The sequence below is a fragment of the Pseudomonas sp. RIT411 genome (genome assembly GCF_003057735.2).
In the GTDB taxonomy this organism is placed as follows: domain Bacteria; phylum Pseudomonadota; class Gammaproteobacteria; order Pseudomonadales; family Pseudomonadaceae; genus Chryseomonas; species Chryseomonas oryzihabitans.
In genome coordinates this window covers 51510-72805 of record NZ_QBIZ02000016.1, presented here as the reverse complement: position 1 = coordinate 72805, position 21296 = coordinate 51510, and the positions used below count along the sequence as shown (strand labels likewise).

Sequence of the window (21296 nt, the reverse complement as noted above, 5' to 3'; positions counted from 1 at the left end):
GTCGTGGGTTTTTGACCGCCATGATGGCCTTTCGTCGGCACAGGCCGAACCCAGACGGCTTCTTGCGCCTCCTATCCTGCAGGCACTCAGAGAGGCGCCTCCTTTTTCTTAACCTGCCGGAGAACGACCATGGTAGATGCAACCCAGATCAAAGAGCATGCGGAAGTCGTCGGTTCGGACGGCCAGCACGTAGGCACCGTCGACCATATGGAAGGCGCCGATCGCATCAAGCTGACCAAGCGCGATCAGGATGCCCAGGGCAAGCACCACTACATCCCGCTGAGCTGGGTCCAGTCCGTGGAAGGCAGCCAGGTGCGCCTGGTCAAGACCCGCGACGAAGCCGAGCGCGAGTGGCAGGCCGCCTGAGGCGCCTGGCACAGCAACAAAAAGCCCCGCACTGGCGGGGCTTTTTGTTGGCCGGCGAATAGGGATCAGTTGATGTATTCGAACAGCTTGACGATGCGCTGCACGCCCGAGACGCTCTGGATCAGCTGCACGGCGTGGGCGGCTTCCTGCTGGGTTACCAGGCCCAGGAGGTAGACGATGCCGTTTTCGGTGACCACCTTGATGCGCGAGCCGGGGATGTCCTCGTCGGCGAACATCTGGGTCTTGATGCGGGTGGTCAGCCAGGAATCGTTGCTGCGCGCCAGCAGCGAGGAGTTGCCGGTCACCTGCAGTTCGTTGTGGACGGTCTTGACCCGCTGCACGCTGCGCACGGCCTGTTCGGCCTGGGCCTTGAGATCGGCCCGCGGCGTCTGGCCAGCGATCAGCACCACGCCGTTGTAGCTCACCACCACGATGTGCGAGCTGGCGAGATCAGCATTGGCCTTGGAGATGTTGACCGAGGCCTTGGTCTCGATCAGGGCATCGTCCACGGTGCTGCCCAGGGTACGGGTGCCGCGGTTGTCGTCGATGGGCTTGTCGCGGCTGGCGGTGACCACGTTGCTGCAGCCGGCGACCGCAAAGGACAGCGCCAGGATGGCGAGCAGAGGAGCCTTCTTCATTCTTCGCTTCCAAACAGTTGCTGATCGATCTGGTCGCACAGGCAGTGGATCACCAGCAGGTGCACTTCCTGGATGCGGGCGGTGACCTTGGCCGGCACGCGGATCTCGACGTCTTCGGGCAGCAGCAGGGAGGCCATGCCACCGCCGTCGCGGCCGGTGAGGGCGACCACGGTCATCTCGCGGTCGTGGGCGGCCTGGATCGCCTGGATCACGTTGGCCGAGTTGCCGCTGGTGGAGATGGCCAGGAGGATGTCGCCCGGCTGACCCAGAGCCCGGATCTGCTTGGAGAACACCTCGTTGTAGCTGTAGTCGTTGGCGATGGAGGTCAGCGTCGAGGTGTCGGTGGTCAGGGCCAGGGCCGGCAGGCTGGGACGCTCGCGCTCGAAGCGATTCAGCAGTTCCGAGGAGAAGTGCTGGGCATCGCCGGCGGAACCGCCGTTGCCACAGGTGAGAATCTTGCCTTCGTTGAGCAGGGCCGCAACCATGACCTGGCTGGCCAGATCGATATGCGGAATCAGGACTTCCATGGCCTGACGCTTGGTTTCGATGCTGTCCCGGAAGAGTTTCTGGATGCGGGCGTGGGTGTCCATCGCGATATCTTTGACCTGTGCTGTAGAGGGCCTCAGGCGTCGAAGGCCTGTTTGATCCATTCGAGTGCCTGAGGGGATGCGTCGGCCCCGGGGCCGATCGCGATCACGTCGAAACGACAGGGCCGCTTGGCCCAGCGCGCTTCGGATTGCAGAAAGAGGGCGGCGCTGTTGACCAGTCGCTGCCGCTTGCGGGCATCTATGCTTTCCGCGGCGCCGCCCCAGGCGGTATGCCTGCGGGCGCGTACCTCGACGAATACTACTGTATCGCCGTCGAGCATGACCAGATCGAGCTCGCCACCCTGCCAGCGCCAGTTGCGGTCTAGCAGGCGCAGACCGCGCGTCTGCAGGAACTGCAGCGCGCGATCCTCGGCCTGCCGGCCGCGCTGGAGGTGCGGCGCCTGCTTCACGGGGTGCTGAGCGAGGCCGGCACGCTGGTGGTGGGCAGCGGCGCATTGCTGGCCGGCAGCGGCTGGGCCACGCCGTTGCGGAATTCCGCCCAGGGCAGGTGACGCACCACGCGCTGATCGGGCGCCACGCTCAGGTTGCCGGACAGGCCGGGCAGCTCGGAGTTGGGCAGGGCCTTGAGCTGCTGCAGATGCAGCGCCAGCAGGTAGGCGTCGGCGCCCATGGCGTAGAGGCGACCGATGCTGGTGCCGGCCTGGGGCCACTGGGCGGTGATCTTGGCGCGCAGCGGATTGCTCGGGTCGAGCAGCCAGGGCGTTTCGCAGAACAGGATGCCGTTGAGATCCTGGTTCACGCCGGGTTCATTGACCCCGCTGTTGAGGTTGGAGGTGGCGTACACCGGCAGATCGCGGGCGTTCTGGTAGACCAGGATCGGCTTGATCTGACGGGCCTGGGCCGGCGTCGAGGCGAGGAAGATGAAGTCCATGCCCTGGCGCATCTGCAGCAGGCTGCTGATGCGATTGGCGATCTCGACCGGCTGGCCGATGCGCTCGGCGGCGACCAGGCGACCGCCCAGTTGCTGCCACTCGTTCTGGAAGGCAGCCAGCACGCGGGCACCCCAGTCACCCTGGGGCACCATGGCGCCGGCACTGCGCTTGCCATCGGCCCAGGCGCGGCGCGCGGCTTCGCGGGCCTCGTCCTCGGCGGCCAGGCCGAACTGGAAGAGTTGCGGCGGCTGAGCGCCCTGGCTGTCGCCATAGTTCAGCGCCAGGGTGTTGATCGGCAGCTGCGGGCGATCGCCGAGCTGCTTGACGAAGTTCTTCTCCAGCGGACCCACCACCAACTGGATACCGGCGGCCTGGGCCTGGCGGTAGAAGGCGTCCAGCGAGCCCATCTGGGTGCTGTCGTAGACGGTCACGGCCGGAGCGCTCTGGCCGGCGGCCAGGGCTTCGTAGCGGGCGGCCATGAAGCCGTCCTGCAGCGCGCGGGAGACGCCGGCGAGCTGACCCTGCAGGGGCAGCAGCAGGGCGACGCGATTGAGCGGTTCCCGGGCCAGGGTCTTCAGGCGCTCCAGATCATCGGGCAGGTTGCGCGCGGCGGGATGGCCGGGGTGCTGCTTCTGCCAGTCCTCGATGGCGGCCAGCTGCTGATCCAGCGCCAGGTTGCCGCGGGTGATGGCGGCCAGCGCCAGCCAGCCATTGAGATCGGCGTCCTTCACGCTCTGGCGCAGTTGCGCATCCGGCAGGCTGGTGATCAGTTGCCAGATCTGCTCGCGATTGTCGTGGGCGGCATCGCCGTCCAGCAGCGGACCGAGAAAGATCCGCTCCTGGGCGGCGGCGAGCGGCTGGCCGTTGGCGGCCTGGGCGTCGGCCTTGGTCAGGCCGCTGCGGATCTGCTGCTGGGCCGGCAATTCGCCCAGCTGGGCGAAACTCGGATGGTCGAAGCGCTTGACGGCCTGCGCCGGCTGCTTGTCGAGCAGGTCGAGCTGGGCCAGCAGGGTCTGGGCGAACATCTGCTGGGCCGGCTTGAGGACTTCGAGATTGATGGAGCCCAGGATCTGCCGCGCTTCGCGGGCGTTCTGCTGGGCATAGGCCTTGTCGGCGGCGGTCAGGCGCAGCAGATTGGCCTGCTCGGACTGACTGGAGCCGGCCTGGTTCAGCAGTTGCTCGATGCTGGCCTGGCTGGGCTGGGGCAGGTCGCCGAGGGAGTTGTTGACGGGCGAGCTGCTGCAGGCGGCGAGCAGGGCGAAGGCGGTGGCGCAGAGCAGCGGACGCAGGCGGAACTTCATGCTGTGGTTCCTGAGCAAATGTCTGGAAAGGGGCGATTGTCTCACAGCACCCAAGCGCTGCGAACGCCGAGGGCGAGAGCGGCGTACACTGTTGGGCTATTTCCAGTCCGTCAGGTTTCATCATGATTTCGCCGGGTACTCTTTATGTGGTTGCCACGCCCATCGGCAACCTGGACGACATCACCGCCCGCGCGCTCAAGGTGCTGCGCGACGTGGCCCTGATCGCCGCCGAAGACACCCGTCATTCGGCGCGCCTGCTGCGCCATTTCGGCATCGAGACGCCCCTCGCGGCCTGCCACGACCACAACGAGCGCGATGCCGGTGGCCGCTTCATCACCCGGCTGCTGGCGGGGGACGATGTCGCCCTGATCTCCGATGCGGGCACGCCGCTGATTTCCGATCCGGGTTTCCATCTGGTGCGGGCAGCGCGCGCCCAGGGCATCAAGGTCTCGCCGATACCGGGCGCCTGCGCGCTGATCGCGGCGCTTTCCGCGGCCGGGCTGCCCTCGGATCGCTTCAGCTTCGAAGGCTTCCTGCCCGCCAAGGCGGTGGGCCGGCAGGGGCGGCTGGCGGCCCTGCGCGAAGACCCGCGCACTCTGATCTTCTACGAGGCGCCCCATCGGCTCGACGATTGCGTGGCCGACATGGTGAGCACCTTCGGGCCTGAACGGCACATCGTGCTGGGTCGCGAATTGACCAAGACCTTCGAGACCCTGCGCGGCCTGCCCGCCGGCGAGCTGCTGGCCTGGATCCGCGCGGATCTGGATCAGCAGCGCGGCGAGTGCGTGCTGCTGGTGGCCGGCTGGGCGGCGCCCGAGGATACCGAGGTCGATGCCGAGACCCTGCGCATCCTCGATCTGCTGCTGGCCGAGCTGCCGATCAAGCGCGCCGCCGCCCTGGCCGCCCAGATCACCGGCGCGCGCAAGAATCTGCTCTATCAGCTGGCGCTGGAGCGCAAGGGCGAGTAGGGCGAATTAGTGGGCATCTTTCCTTGTTATCCGCCCCCAGTCTCTATACCCTTGCGCCGCGAGAGCCGACCGGGCAGTCGCTGTCGTGATCCGCAAGGGTTGCGAGGGAGGAAAGTCCGGGCTCCATAGGGCGAGGTGCCAGGTAACGCCTGGGAGGCGTGAGCCTACGGAAAGTGCCACAGAAAATAACCGCCTAAGCGCGCAAGCGCCGGTAAGGGTGAAAAGGTGCGGTAAGAGCGCACCGCACGGCTGGCAACAGTTCGTGGCTAGGTAAACCCCACCTGGAGCAAGACCAAATAGGAATCCATAGGCGTGGCCCGCGCTGGATTCGGGTAGGTCGCTAGAGGCAATCAGCGATGGTTGTCCCAGAGGAATGACTGTCCTCGACAGAACCCGGCTTACAGGTCGGCTCTCGCACCCCCTCCCTCCTGGGCCCCTGCGCCCGGGCTTGTGACCTCTTCTTGAGACATCACTTTAATCAATTGAGCCAATCAATTGACTTCATTTCCGTTTGTCGGAAATCGATGTCGTTCGTCCTGGTCGTGAACTCGTGCAATTTGCTCGAAATCCCCGTCCCACGCGGCCTGGGAACCCCCTCGCTTACCTTGACTGAAAGCGGCCCTCCTCAATATAGTGGCGGCCGGTGGTACGAAGTGGGGCGAAGTGGGATTTAATGGCAAGGACAGCCTATTAGAGGACGCGAAATTGTTCCGGGGAGCGAACGCCATCAGTCTCGACGCCAAGGGGCGCGCCGCGATGCCGAGCCGGTATCGTGACGAGCTGCTGGAGCGTTGTGCCGGCCAGCTCATCGTGACGATCGATGCCGTCGACCCCTGCCTTTGCGTCTATCCACTCCCGGAATGGGAAATCATCGAAAGCAAGCTGCGGCAGTTGCCCTCGCTACGCGAGGAGACTCGCCGCTTGCAGCGCTTGCTGATCGGCAATGCGGTGGATCTGGAGCTCGACGGCAGTGGCCGCTTCCTGGTTCCGCCGCGCCTGCGTGAATACGCCAAGCTGGACCGGCGCGTGATGCTGGTCGGGCAGCTCAACAAGTTCCAGTTATGGGATGAGGATGCCTGGAGTGCCGTGTGCGACGCGGATCTCCTGGCGATTAAGGAACCCGGCGGTATGCCGGATGAAATGCGCGATTTGATCCTGTGACCATGAACCCAGTCTTCCACCACGTCTCCGTTCTCCTGGACGAGGCCGTACAGGCATTGGCGATCCAGCCTGCCGGCCGTTATCTGGACGGCACCTTCGGCCGCGGCGGACACAGCCGGGCCGTGCTGCGCCTGCTGGGTGGAGAAGGGCGGCTGCTGGGTTTCGACAAGGATCCCCAGGCGATCGCCGCCGGCCAGGCCCTGGCCACGGAAGACCCGCGATTCGAGATCGTCCAGCGCAGCTTCGCCGAGCTGGGCGATGAACTCGTCGGCCGGGGCTGGTCCGGTCAGGTCGATGGCGTGCTGCTGGATCTGGGCGTGTCCTCGCCCCAGCTCGACGATCCCGAGCGCGGTTTCAGCTTCATGCAGGACGGCCCCCTGGACATGCGCATGGATCCGAGTCGGGGGCAGAGCGCCGCCGCCTGGATCGCCACCGCGCCCGAGGCCGACATCGCCCAGGTATTCAAGGAATTCGGCGAAGAGCGTTTCGCCAAGCGCATGGCGCGTGCCGTGGTGCAGCGCCGTGAGGTCCAGCCCTTCGAGCGCACCGGCGACCTGGCCAAGGTGCTCACCGAGGCCAATCCGGCCTGGGAAAAGGGCAAGCATCCCGCGACGCGCGCCTTCCAGGGTCTGCGCATCTACATCAACCGCGAGCTGAGCGATCTGGAGCAGGGCCTGCAGGCCGCTTACGAGCAGCTGGCCGTGGGTGGCCGGCTGGTGGTGATCAGCTTCCACTCGCTGGAAGATCGCATCGTCAAACAGTTCATGCGCCGGCTGGCCAAGGGCGAGGCCGACCAGTTGCCGCGCGACCTGCCGATCCGCGCTACGGTCTTCGAGCCCTCGCTGCGCCTGCTGGGCAAGCCGGTCTATGCCGGCGACGCCGAACTGGCCGCCAATCCCCGCGCGCGCAGCGCCGTGATGCGCGTTGCCGAGAAGCTGAAATGAGCCGGCTCTTCGTCAAGAAACTGCCCCTGGGCAGCAGCGTCATGCTGGTGCTGTTCGCCGGTGTGCTGCTGTCGGCGGTGGCCGTGGCCTATAGCGCCCACTGGAATCGCCAGCTGCTCAACACCCTCTATGGCGAAATGGCCATCCGCGACAAGGCCCAGGCCGAATACGGCCGGCTGCTGCTGGAGCAGAGCACCTGGACCGCCCACAGCCGCGTCGAGGCCCTGGCCAGCGGCCAGCTGCAGATGCGCATCCCCGATCCGGCCGAAATTCGGATGGTCAATCCGTGAAAGGCCTGATCGCGCGCCTGCCATGGCGCTTCAGCCTCATCATCGGGCTGTTGCTGGTCATGGTCGGCACCATCATCTGGCGCATCGTCGATCTGCACGTGATCGACCGGGCCTTTCTGAAGGGGCAGGGCGATGCGCGCAGCGTGCGCACCATCCCCATTCCCGCGCACCGCGGCCTGATCACCGACCGCAACGGCGAACCCCTGGCCGTGAGTACGCCGGTCACCACCCTGTGGATCAATCCCAAGGAACTGCTGGGTGCCGAGGATCGCTGGGCGACCCTGGCCGATGCCGTCGGCCAGCCACGGGCGGAACTGGCCAAGCGCATCGAGCAGAACGCCAGCAAGGAATTCCTCTACCTGGCCCGCGGCCTCACGCCCGAGCAGGGCGATGCGGTGATGACCCAGGTCAAGGCGCACAAGATTCCCGGTGTCTACGACATCGAGGAATTTCGGCGTTTCTATCCGGCGGGTGAAGTGGCGGCCCATGTGGTCGGCTTCACCGACATCGACGACCACGGGCGCGAAGGCATCGAACTGGCGTTCAACGAGTGGCTGTCCGGCGTGCCGGGTCGTCGCCAAGTGGTCAAGGATCGCCGCGGCCGGTTGATCCGCGATGTCCAGGTCGCCAAGAACGCCAAGCCGGGCAATACCCTGGCGCTGTCCATCGACCTGCGCCTGCAGTATCTCGCGGCGCGCGAACTGCGCAACGCCCTGACCCAGTTCGAAGCCGAGGCCGGCAGCCTGACCATCGTCGACGTCAAGACCGGCGAGGTCCTGGCGATGGTCAACATGCCCACCTACAACCCCAACAATCGCCGCAGTCTGGAACCGGCCGCCATGCGCAACCGGGCGATGATCGACGTGATGGAGCCCGGTTCGGTGATGAAGCCGATCTCCATGACCGCCGCGCTCGCCAGCGGCCGCTGGAAGCCTACCGACAAGGTCAACGTCTATCCCGGTTCGCTGCAGATCGGTCGCTACACCATCAAGGACGTCTCCCACAGCGACGGCGCCCTGGACCTGACCGGCATCCTCATCAAGTCCAGCAACGTCGGCATGAGCAAGATCGCCTTCGACGTCGGTGGCGAGAACATCTACAACGCCATGCGCGCCGTCGGCCTCGGCCAGGACACCGGTCTGGGCTTTCCCGGCGAGCGGGTCGGCAATCTGCCCAACCATCGCAACTGGCGTCCGGCCGAGACCGCGACCCTGTCCTATGGCTATGGCCTGGCGGTGACCGCCGTGCAACTGGCCCACGCCTATTCGGTGCTGGCCAACGACGGTCGCTCGGTGCCGCTGTCCATGGTGCGCCTGGACAAGGCCCCGCCCAGCGATCAGGCAGTGGAAGAACGCGTTGCCAAGACTCTGCAGGGCATGTTGCAACAGGTCGTGGAAGCCCCCGGTGGCGCCTTCCGCGCCCAGGTGCCGGGCTACCACGTCGCCGGCAAGAGTGGTACCGCGCGCAAGACCAGCACCGGTACCCGTGGCTATGCCGAGAATTCCTATCGCTCGCTGTTCGCCGGCTTCGGCCCCACCAGCAATCCGCGCCTGGCCGCGGTGGTGGTGATCGATCGTCCCAGCAAGGGCGGCTACTACGGCGGCGTGGTTTCGGCGCCCGTGTTCAGCCGCGTGATGTCCGGTGCCCTGCGCCTGATGAACATCCAGCCGGACAACCTGCAGCCGCTGCCCGTGCAGCAGGCCCAGGCCCAGGCTGCCGCCAAACCGCTGCTGGTCGGGGAGCGTGATCGATGAGCCGTCTGCTGACCGACCTCCTGCCTGAAGCCACCGCCGCCGTCGATATCGGCGGTCTGGCGCTGGACAGCCGCGAAGTCCGCCCGGGCTCGCTGTTCCTCGCCATTCCCGGTCTGCACAGCGACGGCCGCGCCCATATCGCCGCTGCCGCCGAGCGCGCAGCCGCGGCCATCGCCTACGAAGCGAAGGACGCCCCTGCGCTGCCGACCCTGGACATTCCCCTGATTGCCGTCGAGGGTCTGGCCGCCCAGCTTTCCGCCATCGCCGGGCGTTTTCACAACGAGCCCAGCCGGCGCCTGGCGCTAGTCGGCGTCACCGGTACCAATGGCAAGACCAGTGTCAGCCAGCTGATCGCCCAGGCCTGCGACCTGCTCGGTCAGCGTTGCGGCATCGTCGGCACCCTGGGTAGCGGCTTTTATGGCGCCCTGGCCGAAGGCCGCCATACCACGCCGGATGCCCTCAAGCTGCAGGCGACCCTGGCCGAACTGGCCGAGGGTGGCGCCGCCACCGTGGCCATGGAAGTCTCTTCCCATGGCCTGGCCCAGGGCCGGGTGGCGGCGCTGGCCTTCAAGGTCGCGGTCTTCACCAATCTCTCCCGCGACCACCTCGATTATCACGGGACCATGGTCGCCTATGGCGAAGCCAAGGCCCAGCTGTTCGCCTGGCCCGGGCTCGGCACCCGCGTCCTCAATCTGGATGACGCCTTTGGCCGCGAGCTGGCGGCTCGCCCCAGCCCGGCCGCGACCCTGACCTACAGCCTGAGCGATCCGGCCGCCAGCCTCCATTGCCAGGCCATCCGGTTCGACGACCACGGCGTGCGCGCCCAGCTGGTCACCGCCCAGGGCACCGGCGAGCTGCGCAGCCAGCTGATCGGGCGCTTCAACCTGAGCAATTTGCTGGCCGCCATCGGTGCCCTGCTGGGTCTCGGTCATGCACTGGCCGACATCCTCGCCATCCTCCCGCAGCTGCAGGGCCCGGCCGGACGCATGCAGCGCCTGGGCGGCGCTGGGCGGCCGCTGGTGGTGGTGGACTACGCCCACACCCCCGACGCCCTGGACAAGGTGCTCACCGCCCTGCGGCCCCATGTGGGTGCCGAGGGTCGTCTGGTCTGCGTGTTCGGCTGTGGCGGCGATCGCGATCGCGGCAAGCGACCGGAGATGGCCGCGGTGGCCGAGCGCCTGGCCGATCAGGTGGTGGTGACCGACGACAACCCCCGTACCGAGGATCCGGCCGCCATCGTCGCCGACATCCGCGCCGGCTTCGCACAGCCCGAGCAGGTGAGCTTCGCCGGCCGGCGCGAGGTGGCGATCGCCCAGGCCGTGGCCGCGGCGACCGCCCAGGACATCGTGGTGCTGGCTGGCAAGGGCCACGAGCCCTACCAGGAGATCGCCGGTGTCCGCCATCCCTTTTCCGATCTCGACCAGGCCGAGCGGGCCCTGACCGCCTGGGAGCGACAGCATGCTTAGATCCTTCACCCTCACCGAAGTGGCCGAGGCCCTGACCGGCAACCTGCTGGGCGCCGATACCCTGTTCGACGGCGTCGGCACCGACAGCCGCAAGGCCGTGGCCGGACAGCTCTTCGTCGCCCTGACCGGGCCGCGCTTCGATGGTCATGCCTATCTGGCCGACGTGGCTGCCCAGGGCGCCGCAGCGGCCCTGGTCGAGCGTGCCGTCCCCGAAGTGCACCTGCCCCAGCTGGTGGTGGCCGATACCCGCCTGGCGCTGGGTCGCCTGGGCGCCTTCAATCGTGACCTGTTCCAGGGGCGGCTCGCCGCCGTGACCGGCTCCAGTGGCAAGACCACGGTCAAGGAGCTGCTCGCCGCCATCCTGCGTCAGCAGGGTGCCACCCTGGCTACCCAAGGCAATCTGAACAACGACCTGGGCGCGCCCCTGACCCTGCTGCGACTGGCCGCCGAGCATGCCTATGGCGTCATCGAGCTGGGTGCTTCCCATGTCGGTGACATTGCCTACACCGTGAGCCTGACACGCCCGGATGTCGTTATCATTACCAACGCCGGCCAGGCCCATGTGGGCGAATTCGGCGGCGTCGATCGTATCGTCGAGGCCAAGGGCGAGATCATCGAAGGCGTGGGCGAGGGTGGCACCGTGGTCCTCAATCGCGACGACGTGGCCTTCGAGACCTGGCAGCGCCGCGCGGCCGGTCGCAAGGTCGTCGCCTTCGGCCTGGATGCCCGCGCCGACGTCCGCGCCAGCGCGGTCACCCTGGACGCCCAGGGCCGCCCGAGCTTCCTCCTGCACACCGCCCAGGGCGAGGCGCCGGTCACCCTGCAACTGCTGGGTGCCCACAACGTCGGCAACGCCCTGGCCGCGGCTGCCGCCGCCCTCAGCCTGGGCCTGGAGCTGGCCACCGTCGCCCGTGGCCTCGCCACCGCGGCACCGGTCCAGGGCCGCACCCTGACCCGCACCAGCCAGCGCGGTGCCCAGGTCATCGACGACAGCTACAACGCCAACCCTGCGTCGGTGAAAGCCGGGATCGACCTGCTGGCGGCCCTGCCGGGCCGTCGGGTGGTGGTCCTGGGCGACATCGCCGAGCTGGGAGAGTGGACCGAAGAGGGCCATCGCGACGTGGGCGAGCATGCCCGCGGCAAGGTGGACGCCTTCTACAGCGTCGGTCCCGCCATGGCCCATGCGGCCCGCGCCTACGGCGCCGAGGCCCGGCATTTCACCGATCGCGAACAGCTGATCGAGGCCCTGGCGGACGAGGACCGGGCCGGAACCACCCTGCTGATCAAGGGATCCCGCAGCGCCGCGATGGACAAGGTCGTCGCCGCGCTCTGCGCCATTAATACCGAGGAGAAACACTGATGCTGCTGCTGTTGGCGGAGTTCCTGCAACAGTTCTACAAGGGCTTCGCCGTCTTCCAATACCTCAGCCTGCGCGGCATTCTGGGCGTCCTGACCGCCCTGTTGCTGTCGTTGTGGCTCGGCCCCTGGATGATCCGCACCCTGCAGATCCGCCAGATCGGCCAGGCCGTGCGCAACGATGGCCCCCAGTCGCACCTGTCCAAGTCCGGCACCCCCACCATGGGCGGCGCCCTGATCCTGACCACCATCGGCATCAGCACCCTGCTGTGGGCCGATCTGCACAACCGTTACGTCTGGACCGTGCTGGCGGTGACCTTCCTGTTCGGCGCCATCGGCTGGGTCGACGACTATCGCAAGGTGATCGAGAAGAACTCCCGGGGCCTGCCCAGTCGCTGGAAGTACTTCTGGCAATCAGTATTCGGCCTGGGGGCGGCGATCTTCCTCTATGTCACGGCCAAGGCGCCCATCGAAACCACGCTGATCCTGCCGCTGCTGAAGAACATCGAAATCCCGCTGGGGATTTTCTTCGTTGTGCTGACCTACTTCGTCATCGTCGGCTCCAGCAACGCGGTCAACCTCACCGACGGCCTCGACGGCCTGGCGATCATGCCCACCGTGATGGTCGGCGGCGCCCTGGGCATCTTCTGCTACCTGTCGGGCAACGTGAAATTCGCCGACTACCTGCTGATTCCCTATGTGGAGGGTTCCGGCGAGCTGATCGTCTTCTGCGGCGCCCTGATCGGCGCGGGCCTGGGGTTCCTCTGGTTCAACACCTATCCGGCCATGGTCTTCATGGGTGACGTCGGCGCCCTGGCGCTGGGCGCCGCCCTCGGCACCATCGCCGTGATCGTCCGCCAGGAAGTGGTGCTGTTCATCATGGGTGGCGTCTTCGTCATGGAGACCCTCTCGGTGGTCATCCAGGTCGCCTCCTTCAAGCTGACCGGCAAGCGCGTCTTCCGCATGGCGCCGATCCACCACCATTTCGAATTGAAGGGCTGGCCCGAACCGCGGGTCATCGTGCGCTTCTGGATCATCACCGTGATCCTGGTCCTGTTCGGTCTCGCCACCCTGAAGCTGAGGTAATCGCAGTGCTCATCGCTTCCGACCAGTTCCGTATCGTCGTCGGCCTCGGCAAGAGTGGCATGTCGCTGGTGCGCTTTCTCGCGCGCCGGGGCGTGCCCTTTGCCGTGGCCGACACGCGGGAACAGCCGCCGGAACTCGCGACCCTGAGAACCCAGTATCCCCAGGTCGAGGTGCGCTGCGGCGAGCTGGATGCCGACTTCCTGGCCCGCGCCGCCGAACTCTACGTGAGTCCCGGCCTGGCCCTGGAAACGCCGGCGCTGCAGGAGGCCGCCGCCCGCGGCGTGCGGCTGTCCGGCGACATCGACCTGTTCGCGCGCCATGCCCAGGCACCCATCGTCGCCATCACCGGTTCCAACGCCAAGAGCACCGTCACCACCCTGGTGGGCGACATGGCGCGGCGCGCCGGCAAGCGCGTGGCCGTGGGGGGCAACCTGGGCACCCCGGCGCTGGATCTGCTGGCCGATGACGTCGAGCTCTATGTGCTGGAGCTGTCGAGCTTCCAACTGGAAACCTGCGAGCGGCTCAACGCCGAGGTCGCCACGGTGCTCAACCTCAGCGAAGACCACATGGATCGCTACACCGGCATGCCGGCCTATCACCAGGCCAAGCACCGCATCTTCCGCGGCGCCCGCCAGGTGGTGGTCAATCGCGACGATGCGCTGTCGCGGCCGCTGATCGGCGAGGGCGTGCCCTGCCTGACCTTTGGCCTGGGACGTCCGGATTTCCGTGCCTTTGGCATTCGCGAGGAGGAGGGCCGCCGCTATCTGGCGCTGGCCTTCGACAACCTGCTGGATGTCGAGGAACTCAGGATCCGCGGTACCCACAACCACAGCAATGCCCTGGCTGCGCTGGCACTCGGCCAGGCCGCCGGTCTGCCCATGGCGCCCATGCTGGAGGCCCTGCGCGCCTTCCCGGGGCTGGAGCACCGCTGCCAGTGGGTGGGCGAGGTCGCGGGCGTCAACTACTACAACGATTCCAAGGCAACCAATGTCGGTGCGGCGCTGGCCGCCGTGGAAGGCCTGGGCGACGACATCACCGGTCAACTGGTGCTGATCGCCGGCGGCGACGGCAAGGGTGCCGATTTCAGCGCCCTGCGCGAACCCATCGCCCGTCACTGCCGCGCCGTGGTGCTGCTGGGGCGTGATGCCGCGCGGATCGCCGAGATCCTGCCGGCCACCGTGCAGCAGCTGCGCGTCGCCACCCTGGAAGAGGCCGTGGCCGAGAGCCGTCGTCTGGCCCAGCCGGGCGACGCCGTGCTGCTGTCGCCGGCCTGCGCCAGTCTCGACATGTTCCGCAATTTCGAAGAACGCGGACGGCTGTTCGCCCAGGCCGTGGAGGCATTGGCATGATCCTCAGCCTGCTGCGTCCCTATCCCTCGCCGCTGGCGAGCCGCCATGGCATCGACCTGGACTTCCCGCTGCTGGCCGGCTGTCTGTTGCTGCTCGGCCTCGGTCTGGTGATGGTGACCTCGGCGTCTTCCGAGGTGGCCGCCGCCCAGTCCGGCAATCCGCTGTACTTCATGTACCGCCACCTGATCTACCTGGCGATCGGCTTCGTCTCCTGCGGCGTGGTGATGCTGATCCCCATGGCCACCTGGCAGCGCTTCGGCTTTCCGCTGCTGATCATCGCCTTCCTGCTGCTGGTAGCGGTGCTGGTGCCCGGCATCGGTCGCGAGGTGAACGGCTCTCTGCGCTGGATCGGCTTCGGCATCTTCAACGTGCAGCCTTCGGAGATCGCCAAGGTCTTCGTGGTGCTCTATCTGGCCGGCTACCTGGTCCGTCGCCAGCATGAGGTACGCCACACCTGGGCCGGCTTCTTCAAGCCCTTCATCGTGCTCCTGCCGATGGCCATGCTGCTGCTGCGCGAACCCGACTTCGGCGCCACCGTGGTGATGATGGGCGCTGCCGGCGCCATGCTGTTCCTCGGCGGCGTCGGCCTGTTCCGCTTCCTGCTGATGGTCGCCCTGGCGGTGCTGGCGGTGTTCGTGCTGGTGCAGACCCAGTCCTACCGGATGCAGCGCCTGATCACCTTCACCGATCCCTGGGCCGATCAGTTCGGTTCCGGCTACCAGCTGACCCAGGCGCTGATCGCCTTCGGTCGCGGCGGCTGGACCGGCCTCGGACTGGGCAACAGCATCCAGAAGCAGTTCTATCTGCCCGAAGCCCATACCGACTTCCTCTTTGCCGTACTGGCCGAAGAGCTGGGGCTGATCGGCGCCATGGCCACCGTCGGCCTGTTCCTCTTCGTCTGTGTGCGCGGCCTGTTCATCGGTCACTGGGCCGAGCAGTCCAAGCAGTTCTTCTCGGCCTATGTGGCCTATGGCCTGTCGATGCTGTGGATCGGCCAGTTCCTGATCAACATCGGCGTGAACGTCGGCCTGCTGCCGACCAAGGGCCTGACCCTGCCGTTCCTCAGCTATGGCGGCAGCTCCCTGGTGATCTGCTGCGTGAGCATGGGCCTGCTGCTGCGCATCGAATGGGAGAGACGCACCCTGGTGGATACCGAGGATGTGGAATTCACCGAAGAGGATTTCGCCGATGTCCGCTAACGTCCTCATCATGGCCGGCGGTACCGGCGGGCACGTTTTCCCGGCCCTGGCCTGCGCCCGTGAATTCGAAGCCCGCGGCTATACCGTGCACTGGCTGGGTACCCCTCGCGGCATCGAGAACGACGTGGTGCCCAAGGCCGGCATCACCCTGCACCACATTCCGGTCACCGGGTTGCGGGGCAAGGGTGTGCGCTCCCTGGTGAAGGCGCCGTTGCAGCTCAGTGGCGCGCTCATGCAGGCCATCGGCCTGATGCGCCGGCTCAAGCCGGTCTGCGTGCTGGGTCTGGGTGGCTTCGTCACCGGTCCGGGTGGGCTGGCCGCCAAGCTGTGCAACATCCCGCTGGTGATCCACGAACAGAACGCCCACGCCGGCACCGCCAATCGCCTGCTGGTGCCCATGGCCGCGCGCGTCTGCGAAGGCTTCGCCGATACCTTCCCGGCGTCCGCCAAGCGCCTGTCCACCGGCAATCCGGTGCGCGCCGAGCTCTTCGCCCCGGTGACCCGGGCACCGCTGGAAGAGCGCGCAGCCAACCTGCTGGTGCTGGGCGGCAGCCTGGGCGCCGAGCCGCTCAACAAGCTCTTGCCCGAGGCCCTGGCGCAACTGCCGGCCGGACTTCGCCCACAGGTCCGCCACCAGGCCGGTCGCCAGCACGCCGAGGTCACCGCCGAGCGCTATACCAACGTCGCCGTGGAGGCCGATGTCCAGCCCTTCATCGCCGACATGGCCGCCGCCTATGCCTGGGCCGACCTGGTGATCTGCCGGGCCGGTGCCCTGACCGTCGCCGAGCTGACCGCCACCGGTCTGCCGGCGCTGCTGATTCCCCTGCCGCACGCCATCGACGACCACCAGACCAGCAATGCGCGCTTCCTGGAGCGCGCCGGTGCCGGTGTGGTGCTGCCGCAACATTCCACCCGCCCGGCGGATCTCGCCGCGCAGCTTACCGAGGTCCTGATGCATCCCGAACGTCTTGCCGGCATGGCCGCTCGCAGCCGAGCCCTGGCCAAACCCGATGCCACCCGTGCAGTCGTCGACGCCTGTCTGGAGGTTGCCCGTGGTTAAGTCGCAAAGTGCCATTCAGGCCGAAGTTCGGCGCATGCGCAGCATTCGACGCATCCACTTCGTCGGGATCGGCGGCGTCGGCATGTGCGGCATCGCCGAGGTGCTGCTGAACCTGGGTTACGAAGTCTCGGGTTCGGACCTCAAGGAATCCGCGGTGACCGCGCGCCTGCAGCAATTCGGCGCGCGCATCTACATCGGCCATCGCGCCGAGAACCTGGATCAGGTCGATGTGCTGGTGGTGTCCAGCGCCATCAACAGATCCAACCCGGAGGTCTCCGCCGCCCTCGAGCAGCGCATTCCCGTGGTGCCCCGCGCCGAGATGCTCTCCGAGCTGATGCGCTATCGCCACGGCATCGCCGTCGCCGGTACCCATGGCAAGACCACCACCACCAGCCTGATCGCCTCGGTGTTCGCGGCCGAAGGCCTGGACCCGACCTTCGTCATCGGTGGCCGCCTCAATGCCGCCGGCACCAATGCCCAGCTCGGCACCAGCCGCTACCTGATCGCCGAGGCCGACGAGAGCGACGCCAGCTTCCTGCACCTGCAGCCCATGGTCGCCGTGGTCACCAACATCGACGCCGACCACATGAGCACCTACGAGGGTGACTTCAACCGGCTCAAGCGCACCTTCGTCGACTTCCTGCACAACCTGCCGTTCTATGGCCTGGCCGTGCTCTGCGTCGACGATCCGGTGGTGCGCGAGATCATTCCCCAGGTCGCCCGGCCCACCGTCACCTACGGCACCGCCGAAGACGCCGACGTGCGCGCCGTGGACATCCGCCAGGAAGGCATGCGTACCCATTTCACCGTGCTGCGCGAGGGCCGCGCGCCCCTGGCGGTCTCGGTCAACATGCCGGGCGTGCACAACGTGCTCAACGCCCTGGCCACCATCGCCATCGCCACCGACGAAGGCGTCAGCGACGAGGCCATCCTCAATGGCCTGTCCGGCTTCCAGGGGGTAGGGCGGCGCTTCCAGGTGTACGGCGAACTGCCGGTCGCCGGTGGCAGCGTCATGCTGGTGGACGACTACGGCCACCATCCGCGCGAGGTCGCCGCGGTGATCAAGGCCGTGCGCGGCGGCTGGCCCGAGCGCCGGCTGGTGATGGTCTATCAGCCGCACCGTTTCAGCCGTACCCGCGATCTCTACGAAGACTTCGTCCAGGTGCTGGCCGATGCCAACGTCCTGCTGCTGATGGAGGTCTATCCGGCCGGCGAAGAACCCATTCCCGGAGCCGACAGCCGTCAGCTCTGCCACAGCATCCGCCAGCGCGGCCAGCTCGATCCCATCTACGTGGAGCGCGGCAGCAACATCGCCCCGCTGGTCAAGCCGCTGCTGCGCCCGGGCGACATCCTGCTCTGCCAGGGCGCGGGCGACATCGGCGCCCTGGCGCCGCAACTGCTCAAGCACCCGCTGTTCGCCGCTGCCGCGACCGCCGGGAGTTCGGCATGAGCCTTCATCCGTACAACCCCTTGCCGGCAACCGCTGTTGCCAGCGCGCACGTGGAGGGCTGAACCTTGGTCGCCACCCTACGTCACAACCAGCCCGGCTTCGGCCGGTCGCGCAACGCCGAGCAGCGGGGCGCCAGTCGCCTGGTCGCCGAAGAGCCGCTGTCGACACGCCTGCCACGCCCGAGCCTGGGGCTACTCAAGCGCATCCTCTGGCCGTTCCTGCTGCTGGGGCTGGGCTTCGGTACCTACGAAGGTGCCCAGCGCCTGCTGCCCTATGCCGACCGGCCGATCGCCAAGGTCAGCGTCAAGGGCGACCTGTCCTACATCAGCCAGGGGGCGGTGCAGCAGCGCATCGCGCCCTTCGTCGGCACCACCTTCTTCCAGGTCGACCTGGCCGACATGCGCCACGAACTGGAAACCATGCCGTGGATCGCCCACGCCGAGGTGCGCCGCGTCTGGCCGGACGAGATCAGCATCCGCCTGGAAGAGCAGATGCCCATCGCCCGCTGGGGCGACGAGGCGCTGCTGAATAACCAGGGTGAGGCTTTTGCCCCGCAGGATCTGGCCAACTATGACAATCTACCGCGGCTGTACGGCCCCAAGCGGGCCCAGCAGCAGGTAATGCAGCAGTACCAGATGTTCAGCCAGATGCTTCGGCCGCTCGGTTACACCGTGTCGCGCCTGGAAATGCACGAGCGCGGCAGCTGGTACCTCACCACCGGTCAGGGGCTGGAACTGGTGTTCGGCCGCGACCAGCTGGTGGAAAAGATGCGGCGCTTCATGCGCCTGTACGATCAGGTGCTCAAGGCACAGATGGACAATATCGCGCGGATCGATCTGCGTTATCCGAACGGTCTGGCCGTGGCCTGGCGTGATCCCGCTGTCGCCGCCACCCCCGTGACCGAACCGGCCAAGCATTGAGGAGAAGTTTTTTACTATGGCAAGCGTGCAAAGCGGCAAGATGATCGTCGGCCTCGACATCGGCACTTCCAAGGTCGTGGCTCTGGTCGGCGAGGTGTCTTCCGATGGTCAGATCGAGATCGTCGGGATCGGCACCCATCCGTCGCGCGGGCTCAAGAAGGGCGTGGTGGTCAACATCGAATCCACCGTCGCCTCCATCCAGCGGGCCATCGAAGAAGCCCAGCTGATGGCCGGTTGCCGGATCCATTCGGCCTTCGTCGGCATTGCCGGCAATCACATTCGCAGCCTGAATTCCCACGGCATCGTGGCGATCCGCGATCGTGAAGTGAGCCCTGCGGACATCGAGCGGGTGCTCGATGCCGCCCAGGCGGTGGCCATCCCCGCCGACCAGCGCGTGCTGCACACCCTGGCCCAGGACTATGTGATCGATAACCAGGAAGGGGTGCGCGAACCCCTGGGCATGTCCGGCGTCCGCCTGGAAGCCAAGGTTCACGTCGTGACCTGCGCCGTCAACGCCGCGCAGAACATCGAGAAATGTGTTCGTCGTTGCGGCCTGGAAGTCGACGACATCATCCTTGAACAACTGGCCTCGGCCTATTCGGTGCTGACCGACGATGAAAAGGAACTGGGCGTCTGCCTGGTCGACATCGGCGGCGGCACCACCGATATAGCCATCTTTACCGAAGGCGCCATCCGCCATACGGCGGTGATACCTATTGCTGGCGACCAAGTCACAAATGACATTGCCATGGCCTTGAGAACCCCAACGCAATATGCCGAAGAAATCAAGATTCGGTATGCTTGTGCCTTGGCGAAACTGGCTGGACCGGGCGAAACCATCAAGGTGCCCAGCGTGGGTGATCGTCCGCCGCGAGAATTGTCGCGTCAGGCCCTCGCGGAAGTGGTCGAGCCCCGTTACGATGAGCTATTCACACTGGTGCAAGCGGAACTGCGCCGCAGTGGTTACGAGGATCTGATCCCCGCTGGGATCGTACTCACCGGTGGTACCGCGAAGATGGAAGGCGCGGTCGAGCTGGCGGAAGAGATTTTCCATATGCCGGTACGCCTGGGGGTGCCCCAGACGGTCAAGGGTCTGACTGACGTGATCAGCAACCCGATCTATTCCACAGGCGTCGGCCTGTTGCTCTATGGCCTGCAAAAGCAGACCGATCCCTTGCCGGTTGTTTCTGGCGGATATAGCAGCGAAACCAAATCCACAGTCCTGGAACGCATGAAGCGTTGGGTCCAGGGCAACTTGTAATTCACAATTAAACCGCGGCAGTAGGCGAAGATCCGAAAGGAAGAGAGGGGACCATGTTCGAACTCGTAGACAACATTCCACAAAGCGCCGTGATCAAAGTCATCGGCGTGGGCGGTGGCGGTGGCAACGCCGTCAACCACATGGTCAAAAGCGGTGTTGAAGGCGTCGAATTCATCTGTGCAAATACCGACGCCCAGGCCCTGAAGAACGTCACATCCCGTACCGTGCTGCAACTCGGCCCGGGCGTCACCAAGGGTCTTGGTGCCGGCACCAACCCGGAAATCGGCCGCCAGGCGGCCATGGAAGATCGTGAGCGCATCGCCGAAGTCCTCGAAGGCGCCGACATGGTCTTCATCACCACCGGCATGGGCGGTGGCACCGGTACCGGTGCGGCGCCGATCATCGCTGAAGTGGCCAAGGAAATGGGTATCCTGACCGTTGCCGTGGTCACCCGTCCGTTCCCTTTCGAAGGCCGCAAGCGCATGCAGGTCGCCGACGAAGGCATTCGCTCCCTGTCCGAATGCGTCGACTCGCTGATCACCATCCCCAACGAGAAGCTCCTGACCATTCTGGGCAAGGACGCCAGCCTGCTGGCCGCCTTCGCCAAGGCTGACGACGTCCTCGCCGGCGCCGTCCGTGGTATCTCCGACATCATGCAGCGTCCCGGCCTGATGAACGTCGACTTCGCCGACGTCAAGACCGTGATGGGCGAGATGGGCATGGCCATGATGGGTACCGGCCACGCCAGCGGTCCGAACCGGGCGCGCGAAGCCACCGAGGCCGCCATCCGCAACCCGCTGCTGGAAGACGTCAACCTGCACGGCGCCCGCGGCATCCTGGTCAACATCACCGCCGGCCTGGATCTGTCCCTGGGTGAATACGCCGCCGTCGGCGAGATCATCGAGGACTTCGCGTCCGAGCACGCCACCGTCAAGGTCGGCGCCGTGATCGATCCGGAAATGCGCGACGAGCTGCACGTCACCGTGGTCGCCACCGGCCTGGGTGCGCGCATCGAGAAGCCGGTCAAGGTGGTGGACAACACTGCCCAGACCCTGGCCGCGGCCCGTCAGGAAACCGCTCCGGTCAACTACGACGACCTCAAGTACCCGACCTCGATGCGCTCCGGTCGTGGCAGCCAGAATCATGGCGGCTCGGCAGCGGCGACCAAGGTCAATCCCAACGACGACCTGGATTACCTGGACATCCCGGCCTTCCTGCGTCGTCAGGCTGATTGATCGGGTATATCA

General features: G+C 66.5%; 20 protein-coding genes and 1 other RNA gene. 17 read left to right on the top strand and 4 right to left on the bottom strand.

The features are described from left to right. Positions 1-129 precede the first annotated feature (129 nt). Complete coding sequence (locus tag DBY63_RS19340) at positions 130-366, top strand: DUF2171 domain-containing protein (protein WP_027600263.1); 237 nt, start codon at positions 130-132, stop codon at positions 364-366. Positions 367-431: 65 nt separating this feature from the next. Here DBY63_RS19340 and DBY63_RS19335 read toward each other — a convergent pair whose 3' ends face one another. The 4 genes from DBY63_RS19335 to DBY63_RS19320 are packed head-to-tail and all read right to left on the bottom strand — an operon-like array spanning position 432 to position 3785. Further along, complete coding sequence (locus DBY63_RS19335; RefSeq protein WP_007162068.1) at positions 432-1004, bottom strand: BON domain-containing protein; 573 nt, start codon at positions 1002-1004, stop codon at positions 432-434. Continuing rightward, entirely contained in the window at positions 1001-1594 is a 594-nt protein-coding gene (locus tag DBY63_RS19330) for a phosphoheptose isomerase (RefSeq protein ID WP_007162067.1), read from the bottom strand. The genes DBY63_RS19335 and DBY63_RS19330 overlap by 4 nt, the downstream gene beginning before the upstream one ends. A 32-nt stretch (positions 1595-1626) precedes the next feature. After that, entirely contained in the window at positions 1627-2001 is a 375-nt protein-coding gene (locus tag DBY63_RS19325; RefSeq protein ID WP_007162066.1) for a YraN family protein, read from the bottom strand. Further along, entirely contained in the window at positions 1998-3785 is a 1788-nt protein-coding gene (locus DBY63_RS19320) for a penicillin-binding protein activator (RefSeq protein ID WP_108582592.1), read from the bottom strand. The genes DBY63_RS19325 and DBY63_RS19320 overlap by 4 nt, the downstream gene beginning before the upstream one ends. Before the next feature lie 122 nt (positions 3786-3907). Between DBY63_RS19320 and rsmI the strand changes: the two genes are divergently transcribed. From rsmI to ftsZ, 16 genes are all read left to right on the top strand, one after another. Then, complete coding sequence (rsmI, locus tag DBY63_RS19315; RefSeq protein WP_108582591.1) at positions 3908-4753, top strand: 16S rRNA (cytidine(1402)-2'-O)-methyltransferase; 846 nt, start codon at positions 3908-3910, stop codon at positions 4751-4753. A 61-nt stretch (positions 4754-4814) separates the two neighbouring features. Beyond that, an RNA gene (rnpB, locus tag DBY63_RS19310) (RNase P RNA component class A) lies at positions 4815-5170 on the top strand. Between the two features lie 288 nt (positions 5171-5458). Continuing rightward, positions 5459-5914: a division/cell wall cluster transcriptional repressor MraZ gene (gene mraZ, locus DBY63_RS19305; RefSeq protein WP_007162063.1), complete on the top strand. Its 456-nt coding sequence runs from the start codon at positions 5459-5461 to the stop codon at positions 5912-5914. 2 nt (positions 5915-5916) lie between these two features. Next, positions 5917-6858: a 16S rRNA (cytosine(1402)-N(4))-methyltransferase RsmH gene (gene rsmH, locus DBY63_RS19300; RefSeq protein ID WP_074583909.1), complete on the top strand. Its 942-nt coding sequence runs from the start codon at positions 5917-5919 to the stop codon at positions 6856-6858. Beyond that, complete coding sequence (ftsL, locus tag DBY63_RS19295) at positions 6855-7148, top strand: cell division protein FtsL (protein WP_007162061.1); 294 nt, start codon at positions 6855-6857, stop codon at positions 7146-7148. The genes rsmH and ftsL overlap by 4 nt, the downstream gene beginning before the upstream one ends. After that, a complete protein-coding gene (locus DBY63_RS19290; RefSeq protein ID WP_027600786.1) occupies positions 7145-8902 on the top strand; it encodes a penicillin-binding transpeptidase domain-containing protein in 1758 nt (585 codons plus the stop codon). The genes ftsL and DBY63_RS19290 overlap by 4 nt, the downstream gene beginning before the upstream one ends. After that, positions 8899-10368: a UDP-N-acetylmuramoyl-L-alanyl-D-glutamate--2,6-diaminopimelate ligase gene (locus tag DBY63_RS19285; RefSeq protein WP_108582590.1), complete on the top strand. Its 1470-nt coding sequence runs from the start codon at positions 8899-8901 to the stop codon at positions 10366-10368. The genes DBY63_RS19290 and DBY63_RS19285 overlap by 4 nt, the downstream gene beginning before the upstream one ends. Next, entirely contained in the window at positions 10361-11728 is a 1368-nt protein-coding gene (murF, locus tag DBY63_RS19280) for a UDP-N-acetylmuramoyl-tripeptide--D-alanyl-D-alanine ligase (RefSeq protein ID WP_108582589.1), read from the top strand. Before DBY63_RS19285 ends, murF begins: the two co-directional genes overlap by 8 nt. Continuing rightward, positions 11728-12810, top strand: a complete 1083-nt coding sequence (mraY, locus tag DBY63_RS19275; RefSeq protein ID WP_007162057.1) for a phospho-N-acetylmuramoyl-pentapeptide-transferase — start codon at positions 11728-11730, stop codon at positions 12808-12810. The genes murF and mraY overlap by 1 nt, the downstream gene beginning before the upstream one ends. Before the next feature lie 5 nt (positions 12811-12815). Further along, a complete protein-coding gene (gene murD / locus DBY63_RS19270; protein ID WP_108582588.1) occupies positions 12816-14159 on the top strand; it encodes a UDP-N-acetylmuramoyl-L-alanine--D-glutamate ligase in 1344 nt (447 codons plus the stop codon). After that, entirely contained in the window at positions 14159-15358 is a 1200-nt protein-coding gene (gene ftsW / locus DBY63_RS19265; RefSeq protein ID WP_027600273.1) for a putative lipid II flippase FtsW, read from the top strand. Before murD ends, ftsW begins: the two co-directional genes overlap by 1 nt. Further along, positions 15348-16418 carry an undecaprenyldiphospho-muramoylpentapeptide beta-N-acetylglucosaminyltransferase gene (gene murG, locus DBY63_RS19260; protein ID WP_074583905.1) on the top strand — a complete coding sequence of 357 codons (1071 nt, stop codon included), beginning with the start codon at positions 15348-15350 and terminating at the stop codon, positions 16416-16418. The genes ftsW and murG overlap by 11 nt, the downstream gene beginning before the upstream one ends. A gap of 34 nt (positions 16419-16452) precedes the next feature. Then, positions 16453-17868 carry a UDP-N-acetylmuramate--L-alanine ligase gene (gene murC, locus DBY63_RS19255; protein WP_218565016.1) on the top strand — a complete coding sequence of 472 codons (1416 nt, stop codon included), beginning with the start codon at positions 16453-16455 and terminating at the stop codon, positions 17866-17868. A gap of 65 nt (positions 17869-17933) precedes the next feature. Then, positions 17934-18788, top strand: coding sequence for a cell division protein FtsQ/DivIB (locus DBY63_RS19250; RefSeq protein WP_007162052.1), 855 nt, complete (start codon positions 17934-17936; stop codon positions 18786-18788). Positions 18789-18804: 16 nt separating this feature from the next. Further along, entirely contained in the window at positions 18805-20049 is a 1245-nt protein-coding gene (ftsA, locus tag DBY63_RS19245; protein ID WP_007162051.1) for a cell division protein FtsA, read from the top strand. A gap of 53 nt (positions 20050-20102) precedes the next feature. Then, positions 20103-21284, top strand: a complete 1182-nt coding sequence (gene ftsZ, locus DBY63_RS19240; protein WP_007162050.1) for a cell division protein FtsZ — start codon at positions 20103-20105, stop codon at positions 21282-21284. The last annotated feature ends 12 nt before the right edge of the window (positions 21285-21296 follow it).

What these genes read in the sequence shown, in the direction of transcription:
- DBY63_RS19340 (WP_027600263.1), top strand. Translation starts at nt 130, where the DNA reads ATGGTAGATGCAACCCAGATCAAAGAGCATGCGGAAGTCGTCGGTTCG.
- DBY63_RS19335 (WP_007162068.1), bottom strand. Translation starts at nt 1,004, where the DNA reads ATGAAGAAGGCTCCTCTGCTCGCCATCCTGGCGCTGTCCTTTGCGGTC.
- DBY63_RS19330 (WP_007162067.1), bottom strand. Translation starts at nt 1,594, where the DNA reads ATGGACACCCACGCCCGCATCCAGAAACTCTTCCGGGACAGCATCGAA.
- DBY63_RS19320 (WP_108582592.1), bottom strand. Translation starts at nt 3,785, where the DNA reads ATGAAGTTCCGCCTGCGTCCGCTGCTCTGCGCCACCGCCTTCGCCCTG.
- rsmI (WP_108582591.1), top strand. Translation starts at nt 3,908, where the DNA reads ATGATTTCGCCGGGTACTCTTTATGTGGTTGCCACGCCCATCGGCAAC.
- rsmH (WP_074583909.1), top strand. Translation starts at nt 5,917, where the DNA reads ATGAACCCAGTCTTCCACCACGTCTCCGTTCTCCTGGACGAGGCCGTA.
- ftsL (WP_007162061.1), top strand. Translation starts at nt 6,855, where the DNA reads ATGAGCCGGCTCTTCGTCAAGAAACTGCCCCTGGGCAGCAGCGTCATG.
- DBY63_RS19285 (WP_108582590.1), top strand. Translation starts at nt 8,899, where the DNA reads ATGAGCCGTCTGCTGACCGACCTCCTGCCTGAAGCCACCGCCGCCGTC.
- murF (WP_108582589.1), top strand. Translation starts at nt 10,361, where the DNA reads ATGCTTAGATCCTTCACCCTCACCGAAGTGGCCGAGGCCCTGACCGGC.
- mraY (WP_007162057.1), top strand. Translation starts at nt 11,728, where the DNA reads ATGCTGCTGCTGTTGGCGGAGTTCCTGCAACAGTTCTACAAGGGCTTC.
- murG (WP_074583905.1), top strand. Translation starts at nt 15,348, where the DNA reads ATGTCCGCTAACGTCCTCATCATGGCCGGCGGTACCGGCGGGCACGTT.
- murC (WP_218565016.1), top strand. Translation starts at nt 16,453, where the DNA reads ATGCGCAGCATTCGACGCATCCACTTCGTCGGGATCGGCGGCGTCGGC.
- ftsA (WP_007162051.1), top strand. Translation starts at nt 18,805, where the DNA reads ATGGCAAGCGTGCAAAGCGGCAAGATGATCGTCGGCCTCGACATCGGC.
- ftsZ (WP_007162050.1), top strand. Translation starts at nt 20,103, where the DNA reads ATGTTCGAACTCGTAGACAACATTCCACAAAGCGCCGTGATCAAAGTC.